The organism is Parafrankia soli, assembly GCF_001854695.1.
Taxonomy (GTDB): domain Bacteria; phylum Actinomycetota; class Actinomycetes; order Frankiales; family Frankiaceae; genus Parafrankia; species Parafrankia soli.
In genome coordinates, this window is sequence record NZ_MAXA01000275.1 from 1 (window position 1) to 21,996 (window position 21,996).

A 21,996-nucleotide genomic window follows, 5' to 3' on the forward strand; every position below is an offset into this window, starting at 1 on the left:
GCCAGCTGCGCGGCCTGCTCGGGATTCGGGTAGAAGCGATAACGATATGCCCGCTTCACCACCCGAGAACCCATAGCCGACAGAATAACGAACTTCCCTGTCGCTCTGTCGTTGATGCGCTAACCCTGCCCTGAAGGACAGGGCTTGCGCGCTACGTGTCCCGGTCAGAGCTTCGGGAACTGGCGGTCGGCCTGCTCACCGGGCTCCAGCAGCCCGGCGGCCGCGCCGACGATCCGCTCGTCGGGGCGGCCGATGACCGACTCGTCCCGGCCGGGGTAGTCCAGCCGGGAGAGGACGTACCGCATCGCCTCGAGCCGGGCCCGCTTCTTGTCGTTGCTCTTGATGACCGTCCACGGGGCCTCGGGGATGTCGGTGTAGAAGAACATCGATTCCTTGGCCTCGGTGTAGTCGTCCCACCGGTCGAGCGCCGCGAGGTCGACCGGGCTGAGCTTCCACTGCCGCACCGGGTCGATCTGACGGATGAGGAACCGCGTCTGCTGCTCCCGGCGGGAGACCGAGAACCACAGCTTGATGAGGTGAATGCCGCTCCGGACGAGCATCCGCTCCAGCTCGGGCGCCTGGCGGAGGAACTCCCGGTACTCCTCCGGGGAGCAGAAGCCCATCACCCGCTCGACCCCGGCCCGGTTGTACCAGGAGCGGTCGAACATGACGATCTCGCCGGCGGTGGGCAGGTGGGCGATGTACCGCTGGAAGTACCAGGACCCGCGCTCGGTCTCGGTCGGCTTCTCCAGCGCGACGACCCGGGCACCGCGCGGGTTGAGATGTTCGGTGAACCGCTTGATGGTGCCGCCCTTGCCGGCCGCGTCGCGCCCCTCGAAGACGAGGACGAGCCGCTGCCTGGTGTCCTTCACCCAGTACTGCAGCTTCAGCAGCTCGATCTGCAGCAGCCGCTTGTCCCGCTCGTACTCGTCGCGGGAGAGCCGCTGCGCGTACGGGTAGTTCTCCCGCCAGGTGTCGATGGTCGTCCCGTCGGGCCGGAGCAGGATCGCGTCGTCGGCGTCCTCCTCGACGACCGTCAGCGAGCGGACGTCCGCGCCCAGGTACTCGACCGGGAGCACGCCGGGCAGCGCCTCGGCGGCGGCACGCAGACCAGGAGTCGCGGTGGTCAGGTCACTCATGGCAGCCTCCGGTGGCGGTAGCGGGCCGTCGTCGGATACGGCACGTCCCGGGCCGCTTGTCTCCGGGGCCGCTCTGCCTCCCGGGCGGCGTCGTCTCCCGGTCAGCGTTGTCTCCCAGCCCGCCTTGTCCGCGACGTACCCGCTCCGGGGGTATGGCAGGCCGGGAGGTCCCGCGGCGCCCCGGTCGTCCTCCCCGATCCCACCACCGACCTGGCCGGACGGACCACGCCGAGCTGGGTGTTCATCATCTGTTCCCCCAGATGAACACAAGTCGACCCGCCTGGGAGCCAGGTCCGCGGGCCGATGCCCGGGGATGAGACCGTGTTACCCTCCATTTGACCAGTGTTCAAATGGTGAGCGGAGGTCGGATCACCGTGCAGCGACAGAACCCGCCGCGGCGCGAACCTGGTCCTGGCCGCACGAACGGTCGAGCCGGACAGAACACTGCCCGGCACCCTGAACGAGACACTGACGCAGATCGAGAACACGGGAGCCAGCGCGATCGCCGTGCAGACCGACTTAGCCAGCGAGGCGGATCTCCAGCACCTGGTCGACGCCGCCGTCGAGCGCTTCGGCGGCGTCGACGTGCTCATCAACAACGCGGCGGCCACCACCGGCAGCGGCGAGGTCTTCCGCCAGCCCGAGGAGCTCCCCAAGCTCGAGAACATCGGCGAGTTCAGCCTCGCCGTGCCCGGCTACTACTCCAGCAAGCGAGCACTCGACCGGCTCGGCAACGTCCTCGCCCCCGAGCTCGCCCGGAAGGGCATCGCCGTGATCGGCATGCACCCGGGCCTGGTGGCCACCGAGCTCGTCGCCATCCGCGTCAAGGAGGCCGGCCTCGACGACAGCGTGGCCGTGCCGATGGACGTCCCCGCCCGCATGCTCGCCTACTTCGCCTCGTGCGCCGAGCCCATGGAATACACCGGACGCCTGTTCTGGGCCGAACGTGAACTCAAGGAGCTCGGGATCGACCTGGACGACCAGCCCACGACCACCACCTGAACCGGAGCGACGGGACGGCCGGGGCGCCCGGGTCACCGCCACCAAAGGGAAGATCATGAATCTGGAGAAGTACGGGCCGTGGGCGCTGGTCGTCGGCGGCTCGGAGGGCATCGGTGAGAGCTACGCCCGAAAGCTGGCCGCCCAGGGATTCAGACTGGTCCTCACGGCCCGCAAGACCGGTCCCTTACAGGTGCTCGCTGACGACCTGCGAGCGGGCGGCGCGGAGGTGCGCATCCTGTCCGTCGACCTGAGCGAGCCGGACGCCCTGGAGCGGACACGGACCGTGACCGACGACATCGAGGTCGGCCTGCTCATCTACAACGCCGGCGCCAACAGCGTCCGCGGTGATTTCGTCGGGTTGGATCCCGCGGTCTACCGGTCGGTCATAGCCGTCAACGTGCTCGGTCAGGCCGAGTTCGCGCGGCACTACGGCGGCCTCATGTGCGCGCGCAAGCGCGGGGGGATCATCCTGTCCGGCTCGGGCGCCAGCTTCATGGGCGCGCCGTCCCTGGCCGCCTACTGCGGGTCGAAGGCCTTCAGCCGCATTTTCAGCGAAGCGCTGTGGATCGAGTGCGAACAGTACGGAGTCGACGTACTGCACCTCAGCATCGGCTTCACGGCCACTCCGGCGATGGCCCGGCTGGGTTATCCCCTCGACGCCGCTCAGGCGCCCGACGAAGCCGCCCAGGAAGCCCTGGACAACATCGCCAATGGTCCGCTGTGGATCGCGGGCGGACAGTCGTCTCTCGAGACCGCGGTGAACCGGTCCACGGTTCCGGGGCGAGCCGAGGCAGTTCGGGCGTTCGCCACCCCGGGACGGTTCTGACGCCGCTCGAGCCCGGCGGGCGTGGGCCCCGTGCCCGGCGGCGGTGACGGTGTGGTCGCCAGCGATCCGCCGCCGGTCAGCACGGGTGCCGTCAGCGGCCGCGGTCAGCCCACACGGTCAGCAAATGCGGTCAGCGGGGCGGTCAGCGGATTTCCGGCGGCGCGGCGGCGTCGCGGCCGAGCGCGGCGAGACCGGCGGTCACCAGGTGCCGCAGGAGTTCGGGACGGCGCCCGGGGCGGCGGGCGAGGAACTCCGCGGGCGGCAGCACGACCCGGCCCGCCGACTCGTGCGTGCGCTCCCAGGGAGCGAGCTCGGTGACCATCGCGGCCCGGACCACCATGTACGTCAGATCATCCGGACCGAACAGGTCAGACTGGATGACCTCGACGGGCACCAGCGCGCCGAGCCTGATCCGGGCCTCCTCCCAGGCCTCCCGGCGCACGGTCTGCTCGACGGACGTCTCGTCGGCCCGGACGTGCCCACCGGGCAGGTCGAGGCCGCGGGCCAGATCCGCGAGCACCAGCCCGCCCTCCGGCGTCACCGCGACGACGCTCGCGCTGGTGACGGCGGCGAACGACGGATCCACCGCCGACCCCAGGAACGTAAAGGTCACCCCGGCCTTCGGCCGGCCCGCCGTCGACCGCCGATCGGCCGCACCGGTGCTCACGACCGACCCGCCGGCCGACCCGCCCACACCGTGATCATCAGACCTCCCGAGGCGACCTGAGTTCAATCGCGCGATTTGTATCCGCGACGGAGCCTACAAAACCCGCCTGGGCTGCTGTTACGCTGCCGCCACCTGAATGACGACCTCGAGTGGGTACTCAGGAGGCACGGTTCAGAAATGGCAGACATCCAGCGTGCGGCCGGGATTTCCAACCTCGATGCCGACACCGGAGACGCGAGACCGGCTCCCCGCCGGAAAACACTCAGCAGCCCCTACCTGCACCGCCTCCAGCGCCGCCATTTCCTGCTGTTCGACATCATCCCGATTCTCGGCACCATCGCCGCGCTCGGATTCCTCACCGTGCACCCGTTCGGTTTCACCGAGCTCGGGCTGCTGGCGTCGATGTGGCTGCTGACCGGGCTCGGTGTCACCGTCGGATATCACCGGCTGTTCACCCATCGGACGTTCAGGACAACGCGCGGCGTCTCGTCCGTGCTAGCGGTTCTGGGCTCGATGGCCGGCCAGGGTGGGATGGTCTCCTGGGTCGCCCTGCACCGGCGGCACCACGAGTGCAGCGACCGCGCCGGCGATCCGCACTCCCCCAATCTCGCCGGCGGCGGGCTGCGCGGCCGGCTCCGCGGGCTGGCGCACTCCCATTTCCTGTGGATGCGCCGCCACGAATACCCCAACATCGCCCACTACGCTCCCGACCTGCTGAGAGACCGCGCGCTGGCCCGGATCGGGCGGCGCTACGACTACTGGGTCCTCCTGGGCCTGCTGATTCCGACGCTCGTCGGCGGCCTGGTCTACTGGAGCTGGGCCGGGGCGGTGAGCGGGCTCCTCTGGGGCGGCCTGGTGCGGATCTTCGTCCTCGAGCACATCATCTGGTCGATCAACTCCTTCCTGCACATGTTCGGCACCCGGGCTTTCGACTCCCGGGAGAACAGCAGGAACGGCGGTGTCTTCGGGCTGCTGACCCTGGGCGAGTCGTGGCACCACAACCACCATGCCTTTCCGGAATCCCCCTCCTTCGGCCTGGCCTGGTACCGCCTGGACCCGGGGTACTGGCTCATCAGGACCCTCGCGGCGTGCGGCCTCGCCTGGGACCTCAAGGTTCCGTCCACGGAACGCATAGCCGCACGAAGAGTGCCGAGAACCGCCGGGACGGCGACCGGCCCGGCGACATAGGGAGCGGACACAAGTGGAGGGGATACAAATGGAGGGGGCACCAATGGAGTCGACACAGCCGGAAATCGCGGGATGGTGCCGGGAGTACCTGGCCGGACTTCTCGAGGTCCCCGCGGGAACCCTCGATCTGGACGCCGACTTCGATCGGCTGGGCATCGATTCGGCCCTGGCGGTATCCCTGCTCACCGAGGTCGAGGACCGTTACGGCGTCGAGCTCGCCGCCGAGGAGCTTTTCGCCAATCCCAGCCTGAACGCCGTCGCGGCACGCCTGCACGAGCAGCGACAGGCGCAACGGCAGGTGACCTGATCGTGACGCTGACCGACGAGAATGACCGGAGGGCAGAGGCAGCCGAGGCGGCTGCCGCCGTCCGCCATCACTACGACGTGGGAAACGAGTTCTTCGCACTCTGGCTGGACCGGTCTCTCACCTACTCGTGCGCCATCCGGGCGGCGGCGGACGACACCCTGGAGGCCGCCCAGGAGCGCAAGCTGCGGTTCCATCTCGACGCGATCGACGCGGGCCGCGCGCGGAGCGTGCTGGACATCGGCTGCGGCTGGGGCTCGATCCTGGAGCGGCTGTCCGGTGAGCGTGGGGTGGCGCGGTCGGTCGGCCTCACCCTCAGCGAGGAGCAGGCGGCCCACGTGCGCTCCCGCGGCCACCCCGGTGTGGACGTCCGCACCGAGGACTGGCTGCACTACTCCCCCGAGGACCGCTTCGACGGGATCATCTCGATCGGCGCGTTCGAGCATTTCGCCAGGCCCGAGGACTCGCCGGCCGAGAAGGTTCGGCGCTACCGCGAGTTCTTCACCCGGACGAGGTCCTGGCTGAACGACGGGGGCGCGCTGTCGTTGCAGACGATCGCCTACGCGAACATGTCCGGCGCCGAGGCGAGCCGCTTCATGCAGCAGGAGATCTTCCCGAACGCGGAGCTGCCCACCCTGACCGAGATCGTGACCGCGGCCGAGGGCGTCTTCGAGATCCAGTCGGTGCACAACGGCCGGCTCGACTACGCCTGGACGTGCGAGCAGTGGGCCCGCCGCCTGCGCGCGCGGCGCGCGGAGGCGGGCCGGCTGGTGGGGCCGGAGGTGGTCGCCCGGTACGAGCGCTACCTGAAGCTGTCCTCCGTCGGCTTCCGGATGGGGAAGATCTGCCTGCTCAGGATCGTGCTGCGCCCTTTCCGGGACCGCTACTTCGCGGCCGGGGAGGTGCCGAGGGGATGACCCCGCGGGCACACGAAGCCGCCGTCGACGAAGCCGCGGCCACCGTTGGCGGAGCCGCCGCCGGCAGGGCCTCCGGTGGGGGCGCCGCCGGCGGAGGGCGGGCGGCGATCCGCTTCAACCCCTTCGGCGCGGAGTTCCGCCGCGACCCCTATCCGCTGTACCGGCGGATGCGCGAGGCACAGCCCGTCCACCGCACGATGGGCATGTGGGTCCTGACCCGGCACGCCGACGTGCAGGGCGTCCTGCGGGACCGCACGTTCAGCGCCGGGCTCATCCCCCAGTTGGTCAGCCGGCGGGCCGGCCAGCTGGCCCGGGCGAACGTCGACCGGGTGGTGCGGCTCGGCGAGAAGTCCCTGGTGTTCACCGACAACCCGGACCACGCGCGGCTGCGCGGGCTGGTGAACCGGGTGTTCACCGCCACCGAGGTGGCCGCGCTGCGCCCCCGCGTCGAGGAGGTCGCCGGTGGCCTGGTGCGGCGCGCCCTGGCCGCCGGCGGCATGGACGCCATCGCCGACCTCGCGGCGCCGCTGCCCGTCACGGTCATGTGCGACTGGATGGCGCTGCCGGACGGCCTGCGCGCGCAGGTCGGCCCGTGGACGCACGACATCCGGTTCCTGCTCGAACCCGGGCTGATGCGGGCCGGCGACTTCGAGCACGTGTGCGACGTCGTCGAGACGTTCGCGCGGGCTCTGGACGGGGTCGTCGCCGAGCGCCGGCAGCGGCCCGGCGGCGACCTGATCAGCCGCCTGCTCGCGGCCCGCACGGCCGGCGGGGACGCACTCACCCCCGAGGAACTGATCTTCGTCTGCATCATGTGCTTCGTCGCGGGCAACGAGACCACGAAGTCGCTGCTGGGCAATGGTCTCCTCGCGCTGCTGCGGCACCCCGACCAGGCGGCCCGCCTGCACCGCGCGCCCGAGCTGGCCGGCGACGCCGTCACCGAGGCGCTGCGCTACGACAGCCCGCTGCAGATGACCAAGCGCGTCGCGACCCGCGACGTGGATGTCGACGGCCGGCGGATCCGGGCCGGCGACCAGGTGCTGCTGTGTCTCGGCGCCGCGAACCGCGACCCGGCCGTGTTCGACCGGCCGGACGAGTTCGACGTCACCCGCGCGCCGAAGGCGCACCTGGCCTTCGGCAACGGCATGCACGGCTGCCTCGGCGGTCTCCTCGCCGAGATGCAGGCCCAGGTCGTCTTCGAGTGCCTCTTCGGAGCGACCACCAGCATCGAGCCGCGGACCGACCAGCTCGAGTGGCAGGACCACAGCTCCATCGTCCGGGGGCTGCGGCACCTCCCGGTGACTCTGCACGCCGCCGGCACCGTTCTCCCCCGCGCCCTCCCCCACGCCGCCGGTGCCGCCCGCCCCGCCGGCGCGGCATCCCCGGAGGCGTCCCGGTGACGACCGTCGGGACGTCCAGCCGGTGACGCGGGCCCGGTCCATCAGCGCACAGCGAGCGCGGCGAGAGGGGACGGCGGTGCGACGGACGACGACGCCCGGTACAGCGGCGGTGCGGCCGGGAACGCTGCTTCCCGACGTCCTGCGTGGGCGTGCCGCTCTCGAACCGGAGCGGACGGCGTACGTCTTCGTGAACGAGCGTGCGGAGGAGACCGGCCGCCTGACCTACGGCGGGTTGCACGCCCGCGCGCTGGCCGTGGCCGGTGAGCTGTCCCGGGCCTGCGAACCCGGTGACCGGGCGCTGCTGGTGTTCCCGCAGTGCCTGGACTTCGTCGTCGCGTACCTCGGCTGTCTGTACGCGCGGGTGGTCGCGGTGCCCGTCCACCCGCCGCACCGGGACGGTGTCCAGGACTCCACCCGCCGGATCGTGGACGACTGCGAGCCGGCCGCGGTTCTCACGCTCGAGGCGATGGCCCGCGAGCTCCGGGCCGCCCTGACCTCGCCGCGCGGCGCGATGTCCTGGATCCCCGTCGACCGGATCCCCGCCGGCCCGGCTCCCACGGGCATCCACACCGCGGGCATCCACACCGTGGACGTCCACGCCGCGGGCCTCGACCCCACGGCCGTCGAACCCATGGACCTCGATCCCGCCGACATCGCGTTCCTGCAGTACACGTCGGGCTCGACGTCGGACCCCAAGGGGGTCATGGTCTCCCACGGGAACCTCGCCGCCAACCAGGAGATGATCCGGCGGGCCTTCGGGCACGACCGCGACTCRACGGTGGTCGGCTGGGCTCCGTTCTTCCACGACCAGGGCCTGATCGGCAACGTGCTGCAGCCGCTGTACGCCGGGGCCACCTGCGTCCTGATGTCCCCGACCGCCTTCATCCGGTGGCCGATGCTGTGGCTGTCGCTGATCTCCCGGTACCGCGCGCACACCAGCGGCGGCCCGAACTTCGCCTTCGAGGCCTGCGTGGCCCGCGCCGCCCGGGGCGGGGTGCCCGATCTCGATCTCAGCTGCTGGAAGGTCGCCTTCAACGGCGCGGAGCCCGTCCGCCACGACACCCTGCGACGCTTCGCCGAGACGTTCGCGCCGCACGGGTTCGACGAGCGGGCGCTCTACCCGTGCTACGGCCTCGCCGAGGCGACGCTGCTGGTGACCGGCAGCGAGAAGGGCCGCGGGGCGCGGGTGATCGAGGCGGCCACCGAGGACCTGCGTGAGGGCCGCTACACGCCGGTGCCCGCGGGCCGCGGCAGCACCCTGGTCGGCTCCGGGGTCCTCCCCCGGGACAGCGCGCTGCGGATCGTGGACCCGCGGACGGGACGATCTCTCCCGCCGGACCGGATCGGGGAGATCTGGGTGGCCGGGGACCATGTCGCGCGGGGCTACTGGGACCGCCCGAGGGAGAGCACCGAGACCTTCCACGCCGAGCACGCCGACGATCCTGGCCGCGGCTACCTGCGCACGGGGGACCTCGGCCTGGTGGTCGACGACGAGCTGTTCGTCGTGGGACGACTGAAGGACCTCGTGATCATCCGGGGTCGGAACTACTACCCCCAGGACCTCGAGCACACCGCGCAGTCCGCGCATCCCGCGCTGCGGCCGGGCGGGTGTGCCGCGTTCTCCGTTCCGGGTGCCGACCGGGAGAGGCTCGTCATCGTCCAGGAGGTCAGGGGCGAGTTCCGGCGGCGGGCCGACCCGGGTGAGGTCGCCGGGGCCATCCGGGCCGCGGTGGTGCGTGAGCACCAGGTCTCCGTCGGGGATCTCGTGCTGACGCTGCCGGGCCGGCTCCAGAAGACGACCAGCGGAAAGATCATGCGAGCCGCGGCCCGACGCCGCTACCTGCGGGACGCCTTCGACCGCTGGACGCCGTCGACCAGCCCGTCCACCGACCCGGCCACCGGCCTGGCCACCGGCCCGTCTCCCAGCACCGACAACCCGCGTGAGAGGACCTGAAATGGACTCGCCACGAGCGCCGAACCCCGATTTCGAGCGGGCCGTGAGGGACGCGGTCCTGAGCATGCCGGCAGCCCGGCGCCTCGGCTTCCAGGTCGGCAGGCTGGCGCCGGGCGAGGCCGAGCTCGTCCAGCCGTACCGGGCGGAGCTGACCCAGCATGACGGGTTCGTCCAGGGCGGCGTGCTGGGAGCGCTGGCGGACTTCGCCGGCGGGTGCGCGGCCGGCACGCTGCTGCCGGCCGGCTGGGCCAACATGACCATCGACTACACGGTCAAGATCGTGGCCCCCGCGCGCGGGGAGCGGATCGTCGCGCGCGGGCGCGTCATCAAGGCGGGGCCGACCATCAGCGTCGCCGCCGCCGACGTCTACAGCTCGACCGCCCGCGGCCGGGAGGTCGAGACGCTGTGCGCGACCGCATTCGTCACTCTGCGCAACATCAGGGTCCCCGACCCGAGGAGGGGCGCCGACCGGTGACCGACACCCGAACCCCGCGGGCCACCAGCGGGCAGTACGTCTTCAATCCGTTCGCCGACGGCTTCGCCGAGGACCCCTACCCGCACTACGCCCAGCTGCGCGAAAACGCGCCGGCTCACCGGCACCCGCTGGGATTCTGGATTATCTCCCGGTACGAGGATGTGGCGAGAATCCAGCGCTCCGGGCATTCCGTCGACGAACGGCACATCACCGAGCTTCCGGAGTGGAAAAGCGAGTCGCGGACCCTGGGCAAGCAGAACCGGCTCATGCACGGCCTGTCCATGCTCGACCAGGATCCACCGAACCACACCAGGCTGCGCCGGCTGGTGACGAAGGCGTTCACCCGGCGCGCCGTCGACGCGCTCGAAGGGCGGATCGAACGCATCGTCGACGACGCTCTCGACCGGATGGCCGAGGCGGGCCGGGTCGACCTCGTCGCGGAGCTGGCCTTCCCGCTCCCGTTCACCGTGATCTCCGAGCTGCTGGGCATCCCGGTGATGGAGCACGGCAGGCTCCGCGAGCTGACCGGGACGATGGTGCGGGCCCTCGAGCCGCTGCCCGACCCGGGGCTGCAGGCCGAGATCCGGGCGGCGAACGACGAGGTGGCCGCCATCATGCGCATGGTGACCGACTGGAAACGTGACAACCCCGGCGACGACCTGCTGACCGCGCTCATCGGCGCGGAGCACGACGGTGACGTTCTCAGCGCGGAGGAGCTGGTCGCGCAGGTCATGCTGCTGTACGTCGCCGGCCACGAGACGACGGTGAACCTCGTCGCGGGCGGGATCCTCACGCTGCTGCGCCACCCCGACCAGATGCGCCGGCTGCGCGACGAGCCCGCGCTCGCCGGGAACGCGGTGGAGGAGCTGCTGCGCTACGACAGCCCGGTGCACCTGATGCGGCGGATCACCCTGGAGCCGCTGTCCGTGCGTGGCACGGAGATCCCGCCCGGCGTGTTCGTGACGGTGTGTCTCGCGGCGGCCAACCGGGATCCCGACTTCTGGGGCCCGGACGCCGACGAGGTCCACCTCGACCGCGCCGACGCGCACCGGCACGTGTCCTTCGGCGCCGGGATCCACCACTGTGTGGGCGCGGCGCTGGCCCGGTTGGAGGCCCGGGTGGCCATCTCCCGCTTCGTCGGGCGATTCCCCGCGCCGGTGCTCGAGGACGTCCGCTGGAACGGCCGGATCAACGTCCGCGGCCCGGCCTCACTGACGGTCGCCGTCCGGTAACGGCGTCTCGGGCCGGCGGCGGTCCGGGCCGCCACCAGCGTCACGGGCCGGCGGCGCCCTGGAACGGTGGGATCACGCCCCGGCGACGAACCCGCGCAGCAGGCCGGTGATGACGTCGGGCTGCTCCAGCGGGCTGGTGTGTCCGCAGTCGGCGACGACCTCGAGCCGGGCGCCGGGGATACGGGCCACCATCCGCTCGGCCCGTTCGGGCGGGGTGGCCACGTCGTCGGCGCCGACGACGACGAGCGTGGGCACCGCGATGCCGGGGATCTCGTGGTCGACGGGCGGGCGGTCGGCCACCCCGAGCACCGCCTTGCGCAGGGCGGAGCGGTCGACTCGGCCAAGCCGGCCGGCCCACTCCGCGACGACGGGCCGGCCGTCCGGGTCCGCGAGGAAGGAGGGGCCGAACATGGTCGGACGGACCCGGCCGAGGACCGGCCGGACGCCGACCAGCCGAGCCACCAGGGCCAGGCGCCGGTAGGCACCGGCCTCGGTCGGCTCCTCGGCATCGGCGCTCGAGTCGAGCAGCGTCAGCGACCGCAGCAGCTCGCCGTGGCGGGCCGCGATCCGCAGGCCGACGAAGCCGCCCATGGACAGTCCCACCCAGTGCACGGGTGCGAGGCCGAGCCGCTGGATCACGGCGACCGCGTCGGCGGTGAGGGTGTCCATGTCGTACCCGCCGGGGGTCGGCGGTGTGTCACCCTGGCCGCGCCAGTCCAGGGTGACGCAGCGGTAGTGCTCGCGCAGCGCCGCGACCTGCGCGCGGAACACCCAGCCGCCGAACAGCAGGCCGTGCCCGAACACAATCGTCGGCGCATCCGGCCGACCTGTTGGAGAACCGGTATCTCCATAAGCGATCGACACGCCCCGGACATCGATGGTCGACACAGCGCTCCGCTCCTTCTTGAGATCTTGTCCCACGCCAGGAAGCGGGAATCCAGGCTACCCGCCCCAATATTCTCCACGRCACCCGGAAAACATTCAGTTAATATACGGAAAAGTAAGATCGAAAAGATTAGAATATTTCCCGTAAGGCGATTCCGGTAAGCGCTCCCGGTAACCCCGAAGTGACGTCCTGGTCGGAGGTGGCCGATCCCGCGCGCCGCCCGGCGCGAGCGACATCCTCGACCCGGAGTGCGCCGGCCGGGTCTCCGCCATCGGCGCGGCCACCGACGCGGGCGGGCCGGCCGTCGGCGACGAGGTGTGTGCCCTGCTGACCGGTGGCGGGTACGCGGCCCGCGTCAACGTTCCGGCGACGCCGGCACCGGAACACCGAACACCGTCCCGTCGTCCGAAAGCCGTGCCCACCGACGGATCGTGAAGTACTCTTGCGGCCAACCTCGCTATCCGGCTACTGTCACTGACGGCTATTGTCACTGACAATTGGCGGTCAGATGATTTGGCGGTCAGATGATGGAATCCCGCACTCGGATCGTCTTATCCGAGCGAGGCTGACATGGTGACGCGCGACGCCTCGGCCCTGGACCCTCGACGGATCCGCGAGCTGTTCGATCTCCGTAGTGAGGTGTACGCCGCCCGCGGCGGGGCGTTCGAGGGCGACATCTACCCGGAGTTCCACCGGCTGCGCGAGACCGGCCCGGTGCATCCCGGCATCGTCGGTCCTCTGGTCGGGTTCCACGGCGACGCGTTCTTCCCGGGCCTGCCCTATCCGGAGCTGCCGCACTTCTCGGTCTTCGACTACGCCACCTGCCAGGCGGTGCTTCGGGACACTGAGACCTTCGCCTCGGCGCCGGCCATCCCGGGCTTCGAGAACGAGCGGAGCGAGACTGTTCTGCTCTTCATGGACGGCGCGCGGCACCGCCGCTACCGGGCGCTCGTCCAGCCGTCGTTCGTGCCCAAGCAGGCTGGCTGGTGGATCGACCGGTGGATCAGCTCCACCGTGCACATGCTCATCGACACCTTCGAGGCCGCCGGCCGGGCCGATCTCAACGTCGAGTTCTGTGCCGCCATTCCGCTGCTCACCATCTGCGGCAGCTTCGGTGTCGGCGCCGCGGACGCGTTGCGCATAAAGGCGGCGGCGACCTCGGACGGGCGCAGCCCCGACGCGTTCGTCGACATCGTGATGCCCATCGTCGCGGCTCGTCGCCGCGATCCGCAGGACGACCTGATCAGCGTTCTCGCGCAGGCGGAAATCACGGATGAGGACGGCGAGCGCCACACCCTCACCGACGAGGAGATCCTGGGCTTCGCGTTTCTGCTGCTGACCGCCGGCTCCGGTTCGACGTGGAAGCAGATGGGCATCACGCTCCTCACCCTGCTGACCCATCCCACCTGGCTGGAAGCCGTACGCGCGGACCGCGCGCTCCTGCGCCCGGCAATCGACGAGGCCATCCGCTGGACGCCCACGGACCCGATGTTCTCGCGTTTCGCGAGAGTGGACACGACGCTGCGTGAGGTCGCGATCCCCGCCGGGTCGGTCGTACATCTGTGCTTCGGCGCGGCCAACCGCGATCCCGCGCGCTGGGAGCGTCCGGACGAGTTCGATCCCACCCGCCCGGCGGGTCCGCATCTCGGCTTCGGTGGCGGACCGCACATCTGCCTGGGCATGCACGTGGCCCGCGCGGAGATCCACACCGCGGTCTCCGCGCTGCTCGACCGCCTACCCGGTCTGCGCCTCGATTCTCATGCCGAGACCCCGCGCGTCATCGGGATGTACGAGCGGGGACCGTCCGCCGTGCCGGTGGTGTGGCGATAGGAGCCACGTCCTCGTCGCCCGGCCGGACGGCACGAACGCCGTCCGGCCGCGGCACGGCGTGACCCGCACTCAGGCGGTGGGATCGTCGATACGCCGGCCGGTGGTCGCGTCGAACAGGTGGAGATGCGCGGCCGCGACCCTGGTCCGCACCCGGTCGCCGACGGCCGGCTGGTCGACGCCCGCCCGGACGGCCACCGCCCAGCGGCCGAGCTCCCCGGCGCAGTGCACGACGACGGCGTCGCCGGTGAACTCGACGACGTCGACCACGCCGTCGGCGTGCAGCCCCGGCCCGGTCGACTCGCCCCCGGCGCCCAGCCCGGCGGCCGGTCCGGCGTCCGGTAGCCGCTCGAGGACCCCGTCCCCGGGACGCCACCCGAGCCGGACCTCGGCCGGCAGCCTGTCGCCGGGGATCACCACGCGCAGGCCGGGCGCGGTCAGCTCGGTCCCGGCGGGATGCGTACCCGCCCGCACGTCGTGCAGGTTCATCGCCGGGCTGCCGACGAAGCCGGCGACGAAGGTGTCCGCCGGGCGCCGGTAGACCTCACCGGGCGTGCCGGACTGGACGACCTTCCCGCCGTTCATCACCACCAGGTTCGTGCCCATCGACAGTGCCTCGAGCTGGTCGTGCGTCACCAGGACCACGGTGTTGCCGAGTTCCCGGTGCAGCCGGACGAGCTCGGCGCGCGCGTGCTGGCGCAGCTGGGCGTCCAGGGCGGACAGCGGCTCGTCGAGCAGCAGCACCGAGGGGCGACGGACGACCGCGCGGGCCAGTCCGACGCGCTGGCGCTCGCCGCCGGAGAGCTGAGCCGGCCGGCGTCCGCGCAGCTTCTCCAGGCCCAGCATCGCGCATGCCTCGGTGACCCGGCGGGCGATGTCGGCCTTGCTCGGCCCGTTGCGCCGGTCGTGGCGGGCCTCGAGCCGCAGGCTGAACGAGATGTTCTGCTCGACGGTCAGGTGCGGGTAGAGCGCGAAGTCCTGGAAGACCATCGAGACCCCGCGCCGTCCCGGCGCGACGTCCGTGACGTCCACACCGCCGATCACGACCCGGCCCGTGTCCGGGGTCTCCAGGCCGGCGACGACCCGCAGCCCGGTGGACTTGCCGCAGCCCGACGGCCCGACGAGCACGGTGAACGAGCGGTGCGGGACCTGCAGTCGCGGCACGTCGAGGACGGTCTGGCGGCCGTAGCGCTTCGTGACGCCGTCGAGCAGGACTCCGGCGCCGTCCGGGGTGAGGTCATTCGCGGTGCCGCCGTCCGTGGTGACGCCGGCAGTCATCGGGGGGGTCTCAGTCGTCAACTGGCTACCGCAATCCGGCCTGGAGGAAGGCGTCGGCTATCCGCCGGGACGCCAGGACATACGCGGCGGCGACCGGGAGCGTCGCGAGCATCGCCGCGGCGAGCATCGGGCCGTGCTCGGGCCCCTCTGTGGTCTCGAAGAGCTGGAGCCCCATCTGGATCGTGGTGTGCTCCGGACTGGGCGCGGCCAGCGAGGGCCACAGGTACTCGTTCCACGTCGTGATGAACACGACGATCCCGACCGCGCCGAGGGCGGGGCGCAGCAGCGGCAGCACGATCTGCCGCAGCGTCTCGCCGTGCGTCGCGCCGTCAAGAGTGGCGGCGGCGATCAGCGTCGGCGGTATCGCCCGGATGTGCTCGCGCAGCAGCAGGACGGCGAGCGCGCAGGTCGCGAGCTGCGGGACGATCAGGCCGACGAAGCTGTCCCGCAGGTCCAGCCGGGTGATCATCAGGAAGTGCGGGATGATCAGCGACTGCGGGGGGACGACGAGGGCGACCGTGACCAGGCCCAGCACCAGCCGCTGGCCCCGGTGGGCGAAGCGCACGAACGACCAGGCCGCGAGCACCCCGGCGACCAGGTGCAGCAGGGTCACGCCGATCGCGGTGACGAAGGTGTTGACCAGCAGCCGCCAGAGCGGGAACTCCCGCAGGGCGTACCGGTAGTTGTCCAGCGTGCCCGGGAACGGCAGCGGGTTCGCGTTGTAGATGTCGGTGCCGGGCTTGAACGACGCGGACAGCGCCCACAGCAGCGGGAACAGCATGACGAACGCGGCCAGCAGCARCACCGCGTGCCGGCCCACCGTCGCGCCCCGGCCACCGGACAGGGCGCGGCTTCCGGTCAGTGCGCGGCTACCCGAGGGCACGGCGCCTCCTCAGCAGGGTCGACAGCCCGAACAGCGCGGTGAGGATCAGCACGATCAGGACCGCGGCGGCGGCTCCCGTCCCGGCGTCGAAGAAGGTGAACGCGTAGGTGTACAGGCGGTAGTAGATGTTGTCGGTGCTGGCGTCCGGGCCGCCCTGGGTCAGCACGGCGACGTTGGTGAAGGTCCACTGGCCCGCGAAGACCACGCAGAGAAACGACAGCAGGACGGTCGTGTTGACCAGCTGGGGGACCACCAGATGCCGGGTGATCTCCCACTCGGTGGCGCCGTCGATGCGGGCGGCGTCGAACGCGCGGCGGTCGAGCGCGGCCAGCGCCGCGCCGTACAGCAGGATGTTCAGCGCGACGAACCGGCTGGACGTGATCAGCGAGATCGCCCAGATGGCGGTGTCGGGATCGCCGAGCCAGTCCTGCTCGGGCAGGCCGACGGCGCCGAAGACGTGGTTCGCCACGCCGCCGAGCGGGTCGAGCACGAACCGCCAGGACAGCGCCGTCGCGACCGGGGCCAGGACGACCGGCAGGAACAGCAGCGACCGGTAGTTGTCGCTGGCCCGCCCGGGCCGCTTCCACAGCATGATCGCCAGCGCCATGGGGACGATCGTGGCGAACGGCAGCAGCGCCAGGACGTAGAGCCCTGTCCGCGCGAGCGCGTGCGGGAACTCCGGTTCCTCCACCAGGCGGCGGTAGTTGTCCACGCCGACGAACGTCCTGTCCGGCGACACCAGGTCCCAGTCCAGGAGGCTGAGCACCATGGTGAACACCAGCGGGCCGTACACGAAGACGAGCAGGGAGATCAGGACCGGGGCCTGGTAGGCCCAGGGCGTCAGTCGGGCGCGGACGGCGGCGGCGGGGACACGCCTGTTCGCGTGCCCCCGCGCGTCGAGCGTCGAGGCGCCGGCCTCGAGGGTGGTCATCGTCAGGCGCTGAGCTTCCGGATCTTCTCGGCGACCGAGGTGAGCGTCGGCCCCGGGTCCGCGCCCCGCAGCACGATCGGTTCGACCGCCTCGTCCTGCAGCGCGACGACCGCCTGGTTCGCCTTCGTGCCGCGGAAGGCGGTGTACGGCGCGACGGTGTCGAGCTGCTCCAGCGACGGGGCGAGGAGCTTCACGATCGCCGAGTCCTCCAGCTTGGTGGCGACGGACTCGCGCAGCGGCAGGTAGCCGATCTTGGAGGTGATGATCTCGAAGCCGGCGTCGCTCGTGACGAACTTGATGAACTCCCAGGCCGCCCGCTTGTGGGCGTCGTCCTTGGCCAGCACCGCGAGACCCGCGCCCGAGTAGGTGGGCCGGGCGGGCTTCGAGCCGAAGGTCGGGAAGCCCGCGGTCCGCAGCTCGAACTTGCCGTCGGCGGCCTTCATCGCGCTGGCGAGGACGGCGGTGCTGGTGACGAGCATGCCGAGTTTGCCGGTGGTGAAGGCGGCCAGCGCCGTCTCGGTGTTCACCGCGGGCATCGCCCCGGACTTGACCAGGTCCTGGATCCCCGTGAGTGCGCCGACCGCCGCCGGCTTGTCGAGGGTGACCTCGCCGTTGGCGTCGACCAGGCTGCCGCCGTTGCCGTTCACCACGGACTGGGTGAGGAAGTCGGACTTCGCGGAGTCCACGACACCGTAGTAAACGCCCTCGGACCCGGTGCCCTTGATGGCCAGCCCGGCCTTCTTGACCTCCTCGAGCGTCGTCGGCGGCTTGGCCGGGTCGAGCCCGGCGGCCCGGAAGAGGTCGGCGTTGTAGTAGAGGACCGGGATCGACATGGTGTAAGGCATCGCCTTCACCTGGTTGTCGACCGAGACGGCGGACAGGATGCTCTTCGACATCCCGGCGACGTGCTCATCCCACTCCGCCGTCGGCGGGATCTCCTGGACGGGCACGATCGGCAGGGCCTGCACGGCCTCGGCCATCTTGCTCCAGCCGATCTGCGCGACGTCCGGCGGGCTGCCCGCGGCGGTGTCGGTGCGCAGCCGGGTCAGGACGTCCTTGGTCGCCACGCCCTGCGGCTCGATGGTGATGTTGGGGTGGGCCTTCTCGAACGCGTCGATGAGGGCCTGCGTCCCCGTGCCGCCCAGCCCGGGGGTGCCGTAGTTGTAGGAGAGGAACTTGATGGTGACCTTGGTCGCGCTGTCCAGCGGGGCCAGCGCCCCCGCGGCGTTCTCGGTGCCCGAGTCGCCGTCGCTGCTGCCACACGCCGCCGCGGCGAACACCGAAACCGCGGCGAGCAATGCGGGAATCAGCCGCCGACCACGCACGCGCCCTGTCCGGCCTGTCATACTGTTACCTTTCCGAGGTTCGTGCACACCCGTGTCACCGATGTGCGTGAGGCCAGCGCAACGCACTGGTGGAATCGCCGGGGAGAACCGTGCCGGCCCGCCTTCCGATCCGCGTCCGGCGGCGGGATGTCACCGCGATTCCYGAGGTCCAGGTGGAGCATGACGGCCGGTCCCCCCCGAGCAGGCAGGCAGGCGGATCCCTGGGAACGGAACCAATGCCCGTTCCCCCGCCCCCTGCGCACCGGACCCGAATCGGGCTGTTCGGGCCGCCGCGAGCAATCGTGCTACCGCGGATTCCCGATCGCAAACGTAACTTCGAATCCGATCATCACGTATTCCAATCGACGTCGGCCTCTAAACCATCCGGCCAATACGCCGATAAACGTCGGATGAACAAACCGGGTCGGTTTGATGACAGCCGCCAGCCGCGGGCGGCTGGCGGCTGGCTCGGTTACTACGCGGACCTGGCAGGCTGACGGGATGGCAGGTCGGGAAACGGCGCCGGACGAGGTGGCGCCCGCGGTCGCCGCCGCCCGGCTGGCCGCGCAGGGGCTCGCGGGCACGGCGTGGTGCACGGCCGTCGACACGGTGGCGCATCTCCTCGCGGTTCAGGCGCAGGACCCGCGCGGCATGCGGCTGGCGATCAGATCACGGGTGGCCGGCTCCCACGCCGCCGACGTCGACGAGGCCCTGACCACCGACCGCTCGCTCGTCGTCACCTGGCTGAACCGGGGGACGCTGCACCTCGTCCGGGCCGAGGACTACTGGTGGCTGCACCCGCTGACCGCCCCGCGGATGCAGGCCCAGATCCGGCGTCGGTTCACCGAGGAGGGCGTCTCCCCCGCCCAGGCCGAGAGGGGCGTCTCGGTCGTCGAGCGGGCGCTGGCCGCCGACGGGCCGCTGGGCCGCGACGCGCTGCGCGAGCGTCTCCGCGGTGCCGGCGTACCGGTGGACGGGCAGGCGCTGATCTACATCCTCATCGAGGCGTCGGTGCGCGGCCTGGTCGTGCGCGGCCCGGTGGCCGGYACGTGGGCCGTCCGCGCCGGGCGGGTCGAGCTGACTGCCTTCGCCCCGCTCTCCCCTGCCGTCACCCAGGCGCTGCGTTCCGAGGCCGCCGACGTCGAACGGTTCCTGCGCCCGGCCGGCCAACAGGCTTCCGTCAGCTCCCGGCGCCCATGACGAGGCAGGTGCTGCTCGCGGTGGCCACGACTCGGCCCTGCGCGTCGCGGACGTCGCCCTCCGCGAATGCCGCCCGGCGGCCGGGACGGGTGACCCATCCATGCACGGTCAGTGTGTTCACCCGGCCGGGGAGAACCTGGACCGGGCGGACGTAGTTGACCTTGATCTCAAGAGAGGTGTACGCGACACCGACCGCCAGTGTCGTGTGCACCGCGCAGCCCGCCGCGGTGTCGAGAAGGGTGCAGACGAGACCGCCGTGGACGAGCCCGATCGGGTTGTACGCGGACTCGTCCGGCTCGCAGGTGAAGACCACGTCGCCGACCTCCGCCGTGACCGGGCGGAAGTCGAAGACTCGTGAGATCGGCGGAGGCGGGACGGTGCCGTCGACCATCGCCCGCAGGAACTCCAGGCCGGACATGGTCAGGCTCGACCGTGCGCTGGCAGCCGGGTCGTACCAGGTCACGGTCTTGCGGCGCAGGTCGCCCCACCTGGGGTCCGCGCCCGGCGGCGCGGCGACGGGCTCCGCCGGTGCACCGGCGGACCGGGGTGCGGGCTCGGATACGGGCTCGGGCTCGGGCTCAGACGCGGGCTCGTTGGGCGCGGCGGGTGGCATGAGCAGGAGCCTAGCCACCCAGACCGTCTGAGTTGGAAATTGCTTCCCAGCCACGCCTCGCCCCCGTGACGCGATCAGGTCGACGGGCTCCCGGTCGACGACTCCGCTCCGGTCCGCACGGACCGGGGCGGGTCAGGCGGCGCGGATCGGCAACGGCGGGCCACCCGAGACCACCCGGGAGACGGTGAAGACCACGCGCCGGCCGGTTCCGCCGTCGTCGTCCGCCGGGCCGGGGTCCGCCCATTCCACATGCGCGCGGCCCGAGAGCTGCACGGTGTCGCCCGTGCCGAAGTCGACGAAGGCCAGCGCGGCCGTGTCGTCGACCTGCAGGTTGCCGAGACTGTTGAACATGTTGTTGCCGGGGTAGTCGGGCCACGCCAGGTCGCCTCCGGCGACCTGGACGAACCCGGCCGGGCCACCGCGGTGTGACGCGTCGGCACCGCGTTCCGGATGGATGGTGCCGAGGAAGAAGGTGTCGGCCGCGCGCACGATCCGGGTGGCCGACTCGTCGAGCCGATCACCGACCAGCGGAGCCGGGTGCTCGGTCCGGCGGGTCGGCCCCGTGCCGATCGTGCGCTCCTGGATGTACTGCGGGCAGTTGCCGTAGGCCTCGCCGACCTCGACCACCAGGCTCCCGGGACGGGCCGAGATCAACGTGCCGTTGACGCGCATTCGGCGCCGCGCCTGTGGATCGATCGCCACGATCCCGACCGGCTGGTCAGCACCGAGGTCGGACAACGGGTCGCCGGGCGCCGGAGCCGCGCGGATCCGCAGCAGCTCCCCGGCACCGTCGAGGAATCCCGGTGGACCCGTCAGGACCGAGATCCACAGCGTTCCGGCGCGGTCGCGCGCGGTCAGCGCCGCCAGCCGCAGACCTGCCAGGAAAGCGGTCGAGCCGGGGCGCAACCGGGTGGGCCCGAGCATGCCCGCGAGCCGAGCCGCCTCCCGGGCGACACCAGCCCGCTGCTGCACCGCCAGTTCGCCGTCATGGAAACCCCGAGCCGGGTCGGCTGTCATCGGAACGTCACCTCGTGGTCTGTCGAATGCCGACTACGCCGCCGAGAGACGGACAATCGACCCTCGGTCGCGCCCCGCTCGGCAGCCGAATGCTCCACACCACCGATCGTCCCGCCGACGCCGCCTACGGGGAACCGTCAGATGACGGTAGCTGGAGGCCTACGGAACTCGCTCGACTTCACCGGCGGATGAGTCCGGCGGCCGTCCGGGCCTGGTTCACCCCGGCCTGGTAGACCGGCCGCCAACGGCTCCGGTCACCCAGGTCGGGGCCGAAGCTGTTCCGCGCGGCCTCGTCGGGGGCGATCCGCACGACGGCGGGCGTGGGCCGCACGGCGGCCGCCACAGGCGACACGGCGGCCGGCACGGCGGGCCCGGGCCTGGGAGCCCCCGGTTCGATGACCACGATCGGGTCGGCGCCGTCAGCGAGGTGGATGTTGGATCCGCCGCCCAGCGCGCCGTCCATGTAGCGCCGGCCCTCGATGGTCACCGGCGGGTAGGCGGCGGGCATGGCGCAGCTGGCCGCCACGGCGGAGGCCAACGGGACGCCGCTGGCGCGGTCCCAGACGACGGGCCGGCCGGTCTCGACGTCCACCGCGGTGATCAGCAGCCGCCGGTCCGGCCAGTCGTGGGTTCCGATCAGCCACGCCATCCGGGCGACGTACACGTCCTCGGGAATGGCCGGGACGGTGAGCGCGATCCGGCCGACGCGACGGACCCGCTCCGGATCGGCCTGATCGGCGAGGATCGCGAACACCTCGCCCATCAGGCCGGGGTCCGGGCGGGTCCGCGGAGCGGTCGGGTCGGGACTCGGATCAGGCAGGGCGGAGAGGCGCTCGGGTTGACATCCTCCCCGGCGTGAACGCCGGGGATTCCCGTACCTCGCGATCCGGGTTCCTGCTTCGTCAACGGACGCCTCCTCGCTTCAGGAGCGA

At 71.5% G+C, this 21,996-nt stretch carries 22 protein-coding genes; 11 read left to right on the forward strand and 11 right to left on the reverse strand.

Features of this window, described 5'->3' with window-relative positions; genetic code table 11:
- Positions 1–74 (reverse strand): helix-turn-helix domain-containing protein (locus tag BBK14_RS42565; protein WP_157904211.1); only part of this gene is annotated, 74 nt, incomplete at its 3' end.
- 90 nt (positions 75–164) lie between these two features.
- On the reverse strand, positions 165–1,139 hold the full coding sequence (gene ppk2 / locus BBK14_RS32755; protein ID WP_071067015.1) for a polyphosphate kinase 2: 975 nt from the start codon (positions 1,137–1,139) through the stop codon (positions 165–167).
- 456 nt (positions 1,140–1,595) lie between these two features.
- Between ppk2 and BBK14_RS32760 the strand changes: the two genes are divergently transcribed.
- Entirely contained in the window at positions 1,596–2,141 is a 546-nt protein-coding gene (locus BBK14_RS32760) for an SDR family NAD(P)-dependent oxidoreductase (protein WP_476739418.1), read from the forward strand.
- Between the two features lie 55 nt (positions 2,142–2,196).
- A complete protein-coding gene (locus tag BBK14_RS32765) occupies positions 2,197–2,967 on the forward strand; it encodes an SDR family NAD(P)-dependent oxidoreductase (protein ID WP_071067016.1) in 771 nt (256 codons plus the stop codon).
- A 142-nt stretch (positions 2,968–3,109) separates the two neighbouring features.
- Here the strand turns inward: BBK14_RS32765 and BBK14_RS32770 are convergent, their stop codons facing one another.
- Positions 3,110–3,634 carry an NUDIX hydrolase gene (locus tag BBK14_RS32770; protein ID WP_071067030.1) on the reverse strand — a complete coding sequence of 175 codons (525 nt, stop codon included), beginning with the start codon at positions 3,632–3,634 and terminating at the stop codon, positions 3,110–3,112.
- 177 nt (positions 3,635–3,811) lie between these two features.
- Between BBK14_RS32770 and BBK14_RS32775 the strand changes: the two genes are divergently transcribed.
- From BBK14_RS32775 to BBK14_RS32805, 7 genes are all read left to right on the forward strand, one after another.
- Positions 3,812–4,822 carry an acyl-CoA desaturase gene (locus BBK14_RS32775; RefSeq protein WP_071067017.1) on the forward strand — a complete coding sequence of 337 codons (1,011 nt, stop codon included), beginning with the start codon at positions 3,812–3,814 and terminating at the stop codon, positions 4,820–4,822.
- Positions 4,823–4,865: 43 nt separating this feature from the next.
- Entirely contained in the window at positions 4,866–5,129 is a 264-nt protein-coding gene (locus tag BBK14_RS32780) for an acyl carrier protein (RefSeq protein WP_071067018.1), read from the forward strand.
- 2 nt (positions 5,130–5,131) lie between these two features.
- Positions 5,132–6,043: an SAM-dependent methyltransferase gene (locus tag BBK14_RS32785; RefSeq protein ID WP_071067019.1), complete on the forward strand. Its 912-nt coding sequence runs from the start codon at positions 5,132–5,134 to the stop codon at positions 6,041–6,043.
- On the forward strand, positions 6,040–7,443 hold the full coding sequence (locus tag BBK14_RS32790) for a cytochrome P450 (protein WP_241832045.1): 1,404 nt from the start codon (positions 6,040–6,042) through the stop codon (positions 7,441–7,443). Before BBK14_RS32785 ends, BBK14_RS32790 begins: the two co-directional genes overlap by 4 nt.
- 76 nt (positions 7,444–7,519) lie before the next feature.
- Complete coding sequence (locus BBK14_RS32795; RefSeq protein WP_241832046.1) at positions 7,520–9,397, forward strand: fatty acyl-AMP ligase; 1,878 nt, start codon at positions 7,520–7,522, stop codon at positions 9,395–9,397.
- A gap of 43 nt (positions 9,398–9,440) precedes the next feature.
- Positions 9,441–9,872, forward strand: coding sequence for a PaaI family thioesterase (locus tag BBK14_RS32800; RefSeq protein WP_241832047.1), 432 nt, complete (start codon positions 9,441–9,443; stop codon positions 9,870–9,872).
- A complete protein-coding gene (locus tag BBK14_RS32805; RefSeq protein ID WP_071067021.1) occupies positions 9,869–11,104 on the forward strand; it encodes a cytochrome P450 in 1,236 nt (411 codons plus the stop codon). Before BBK14_RS32800 ends, BBK14_RS32805 begins: the two co-directional genes overlap by 4 nt.
- A 72-nt stretch (positions 11,105–11,176) precedes the next feature.
- On the opposite strand, the gene BBK14_RS32810 is transcribed toward BBK14_RS32805, so the two are convergent.
- Positions 11,177–11,992, reverse strand: a complete 816-nt coding sequence (locus BBK14_RS32810) for an alpha/beta fold hydrolase (RefSeq protein ID WP_071067022.1) — start codon at positions 11,990–11,992, stop codon at positions 11,177–11,179.
- 568 nt (positions 11,993–12,560) lie between these two features.
- On the opposite strand from BBK14_RS32810, the gene BBK14_RS32815 reads away from it, so the two are divergent.
- Complete coding sequence (locus BBK14_RS32815; RefSeq protein ID WP_071067023.1) at positions 12,561–13,820, forward strand: cytochrome P450; 1,260 nt, start codon at positions 12,561–12,563, stop codon at positions 13,818–13,820.
- 69 nt (positions 13,821–13,889) lie between these two features.
- Here BBK14_RS32815 and BBK14_RS32820 read toward each other — a convergent pair whose 3' ends face one another.
- From BBK14_RS32820 to BBK14_RS32835, 4 genes are read right to left on the reverse strand one after another with little or no spacing between them, the layout of a single operon-like run.
- Positions 13,890–15,095, reverse strand: a complete 1,206-nt coding sequence (locus tag BBK14_RS32820; RefSeq protein ID WP_071067024.1) for an ABC transporter ATP-binding protein — start codon at positions 15,093–15,095, stop codon at positions 13,890–13,892.
- Positions 15,096–15,120: 25 nt separating this feature from the next.
- Entirely contained in the window at positions 15,121–15,978 is an 858-nt protein-coding gene (locus BBK14_RS32825) for a carbohydrate ABC transporter permease (protein ID WP_071067025.1), read from the reverse strand.
- The gene (locus tag BBK14_RS32830) at positions 15,965–16,909 is read right to left on the reverse strand and encodes a carbohydrate ABC transporter permease (RefSeq protein WP_071067026.1); all 945 of its coding nucleotides are present in this window, start codon (positions 16,907–16,909) and stop codon (positions 15,965–15,967) included. The genes BBK14_RS32825 and BBK14_RS32830 overlap by 14 nt, the downstream gene beginning before the upstream one ends.
- Before the next feature lie 2 nt (positions 16,910–16,911).
- The gene (locus tag BBK14_RS32835) at positions 16,912–18,255 is read right to left on the reverse strand and encodes an ABC transporter substrate-binding protein (protein ID WP_116430206.1); all 1,344 of its coding nucleotides are present in this window, start codon (positions 18,253–18,255) and stop codon (positions 16,912–16,914) included.
- 411 nt (positions 18,256–18,666) lie between these two features.
- Here BBK14_RS32835 and BBK14_RS32840 point away from each other — a divergent pair, with 411 nt between their 5' ends.
- Positions 18,667–19,434: a DNA glycosylase AlkZ-like family protein gene (locus BBK14_RS32840; protein WP_241832048.1), complete on the forward strand. Its 768-nt coding sequence runs from the start codon at positions 18,667–18,669 to the stop codon at positions 19,432–19,434.
- Here BBK14_RS32840 and BBK14_RS32845 read toward each other — a convergent pair.
- The 3 genes from BBK14_RS32845 to BBK14_RS32855 all read right to left on the reverse strand — a co-directional run bounded on the left by BBK14_RS32845 (position 19,415) and on the right by BBK14_RS32855 (position 21,827).
- On the reverse strand, positions 19,415–20,065 hold the full coding sequence (locus BBK14_RS32845) for a PaaI family thioesterase (RefSeq protein WP_241832049.1): 651 nt from the start codon (positions 20,063–20,065) through the stop codon (positions 19,415–19,417). The genes BBK14_RS32840 and BBK14_RS32845 overlap by 20 nt on opposite strands.
- Before the next feature lie 114 nt (positions 20,066–20,179).
- Positions 20,180–21,064 (reverse strand): pyridoxamine 5'-phosphate oxidase family protein, encoded by an 885-nt coding sequence (locus BBK14_RS32850; protein WP_071067028.1) that lies wholly within the window; start codon positions 21,062–21,064, stop codon positions 20,180–20,182.
- A 178-nt stretch (positions 21,065–21,242) separates the two neighbouring features.
- Positions 21,243–21,827 (reverse strand): patatin-like phospholipase family protein, encoded by a 585-nt coding sequence (locus BBK14_RS32855; RefSeq protein ID WP_071067029.1) that lies wholly within the window; start codon positions 21,825–21,827, stop codon positions 21,243–21,245.
- Between the last annotated feature and the right edge of the window lie 169 nt (positions 21,828–21,996).

Bases quoted from the DNA above. Each gene is read 5' to 3' on its own strand.
- BBK14_RS32790 (WP_241832045.1), top strand. From the start codon at position 6,040: ATGACCCCGCGGGCACACGAAGCCGCCGTCGACGAAGCCGCGGCCACC.
- BBK14_RS32780 (WP_071067018.1), top strand. From the start codon at position 4,866: ATGGAGTCGACACAGCCGGAAATCGCGGGATGGTGCCGGGAGTACCTG.
- BBK14_RS32820 (WP_071067024.1), bottom strand. From the start codon at position 15,095: ATGACTGCCGGCGTCACCACGGACGGCGGCACCGCGAATGACCTCACC.
- BBK14_RS32775 (WP_071067017.1), top strand. From the start codon at position 3,812: ATGGCAGACATCCAGCGTGCGGCCGGGATTTCCAACCTCGATGCCGAC.
- BBK14_RS32765 (WP_071067016.1), top strand. From the start codon at position 2,197: ATGAATCTGGAGAAGTACGGGCCGTGGGCGCTGGTCGTCGGCGGCTCG.
- BBK14_RS32855 (WP_071067029.1), bottom strand. From the start codon at position 21,827: ATGGGCGAGGTGTTCGCGATCCTCGCCGATCAGGCCGATCCGGAGCGG.
- BBK14_RS32835 (WP_116430206.1), bottom strand. From the start codon at position 18,255: ATGACAGGCCGGACAGGGCGCGTGCGTGGTCGGCGGCTGATTCCCGCA.
- BBK14_RS32815 (WP_071067023.1), top strand. From the start codon at position 12,561: ATGGTGACGCGCGACGCCTCGGCCCTGGACCCTCGACGGATCCGCGAG.
- BBK14_RS32830 (WP_071067026.1), bottom strand. From the start codon at position 16,909: ATGACCACCCTCGAGGCCGGCGCCTCGACGCTCGACGCGCGGGGGCAC.
- BBK14_RS32850 (WP_071067028.1), bottom strand. From the start codon at position 21,064: ATGACAGCCGACCCGGCTCGGGGTTTCCATGACGGCGAACTGGCGGTG.
- ppk2 (WP_071067015.1), bottom strand. From the start codon at position 1,139: ATGAGTGACCTGACCACCGCGACTCCTGGTCTGCGTGCCGCCGCCGAG.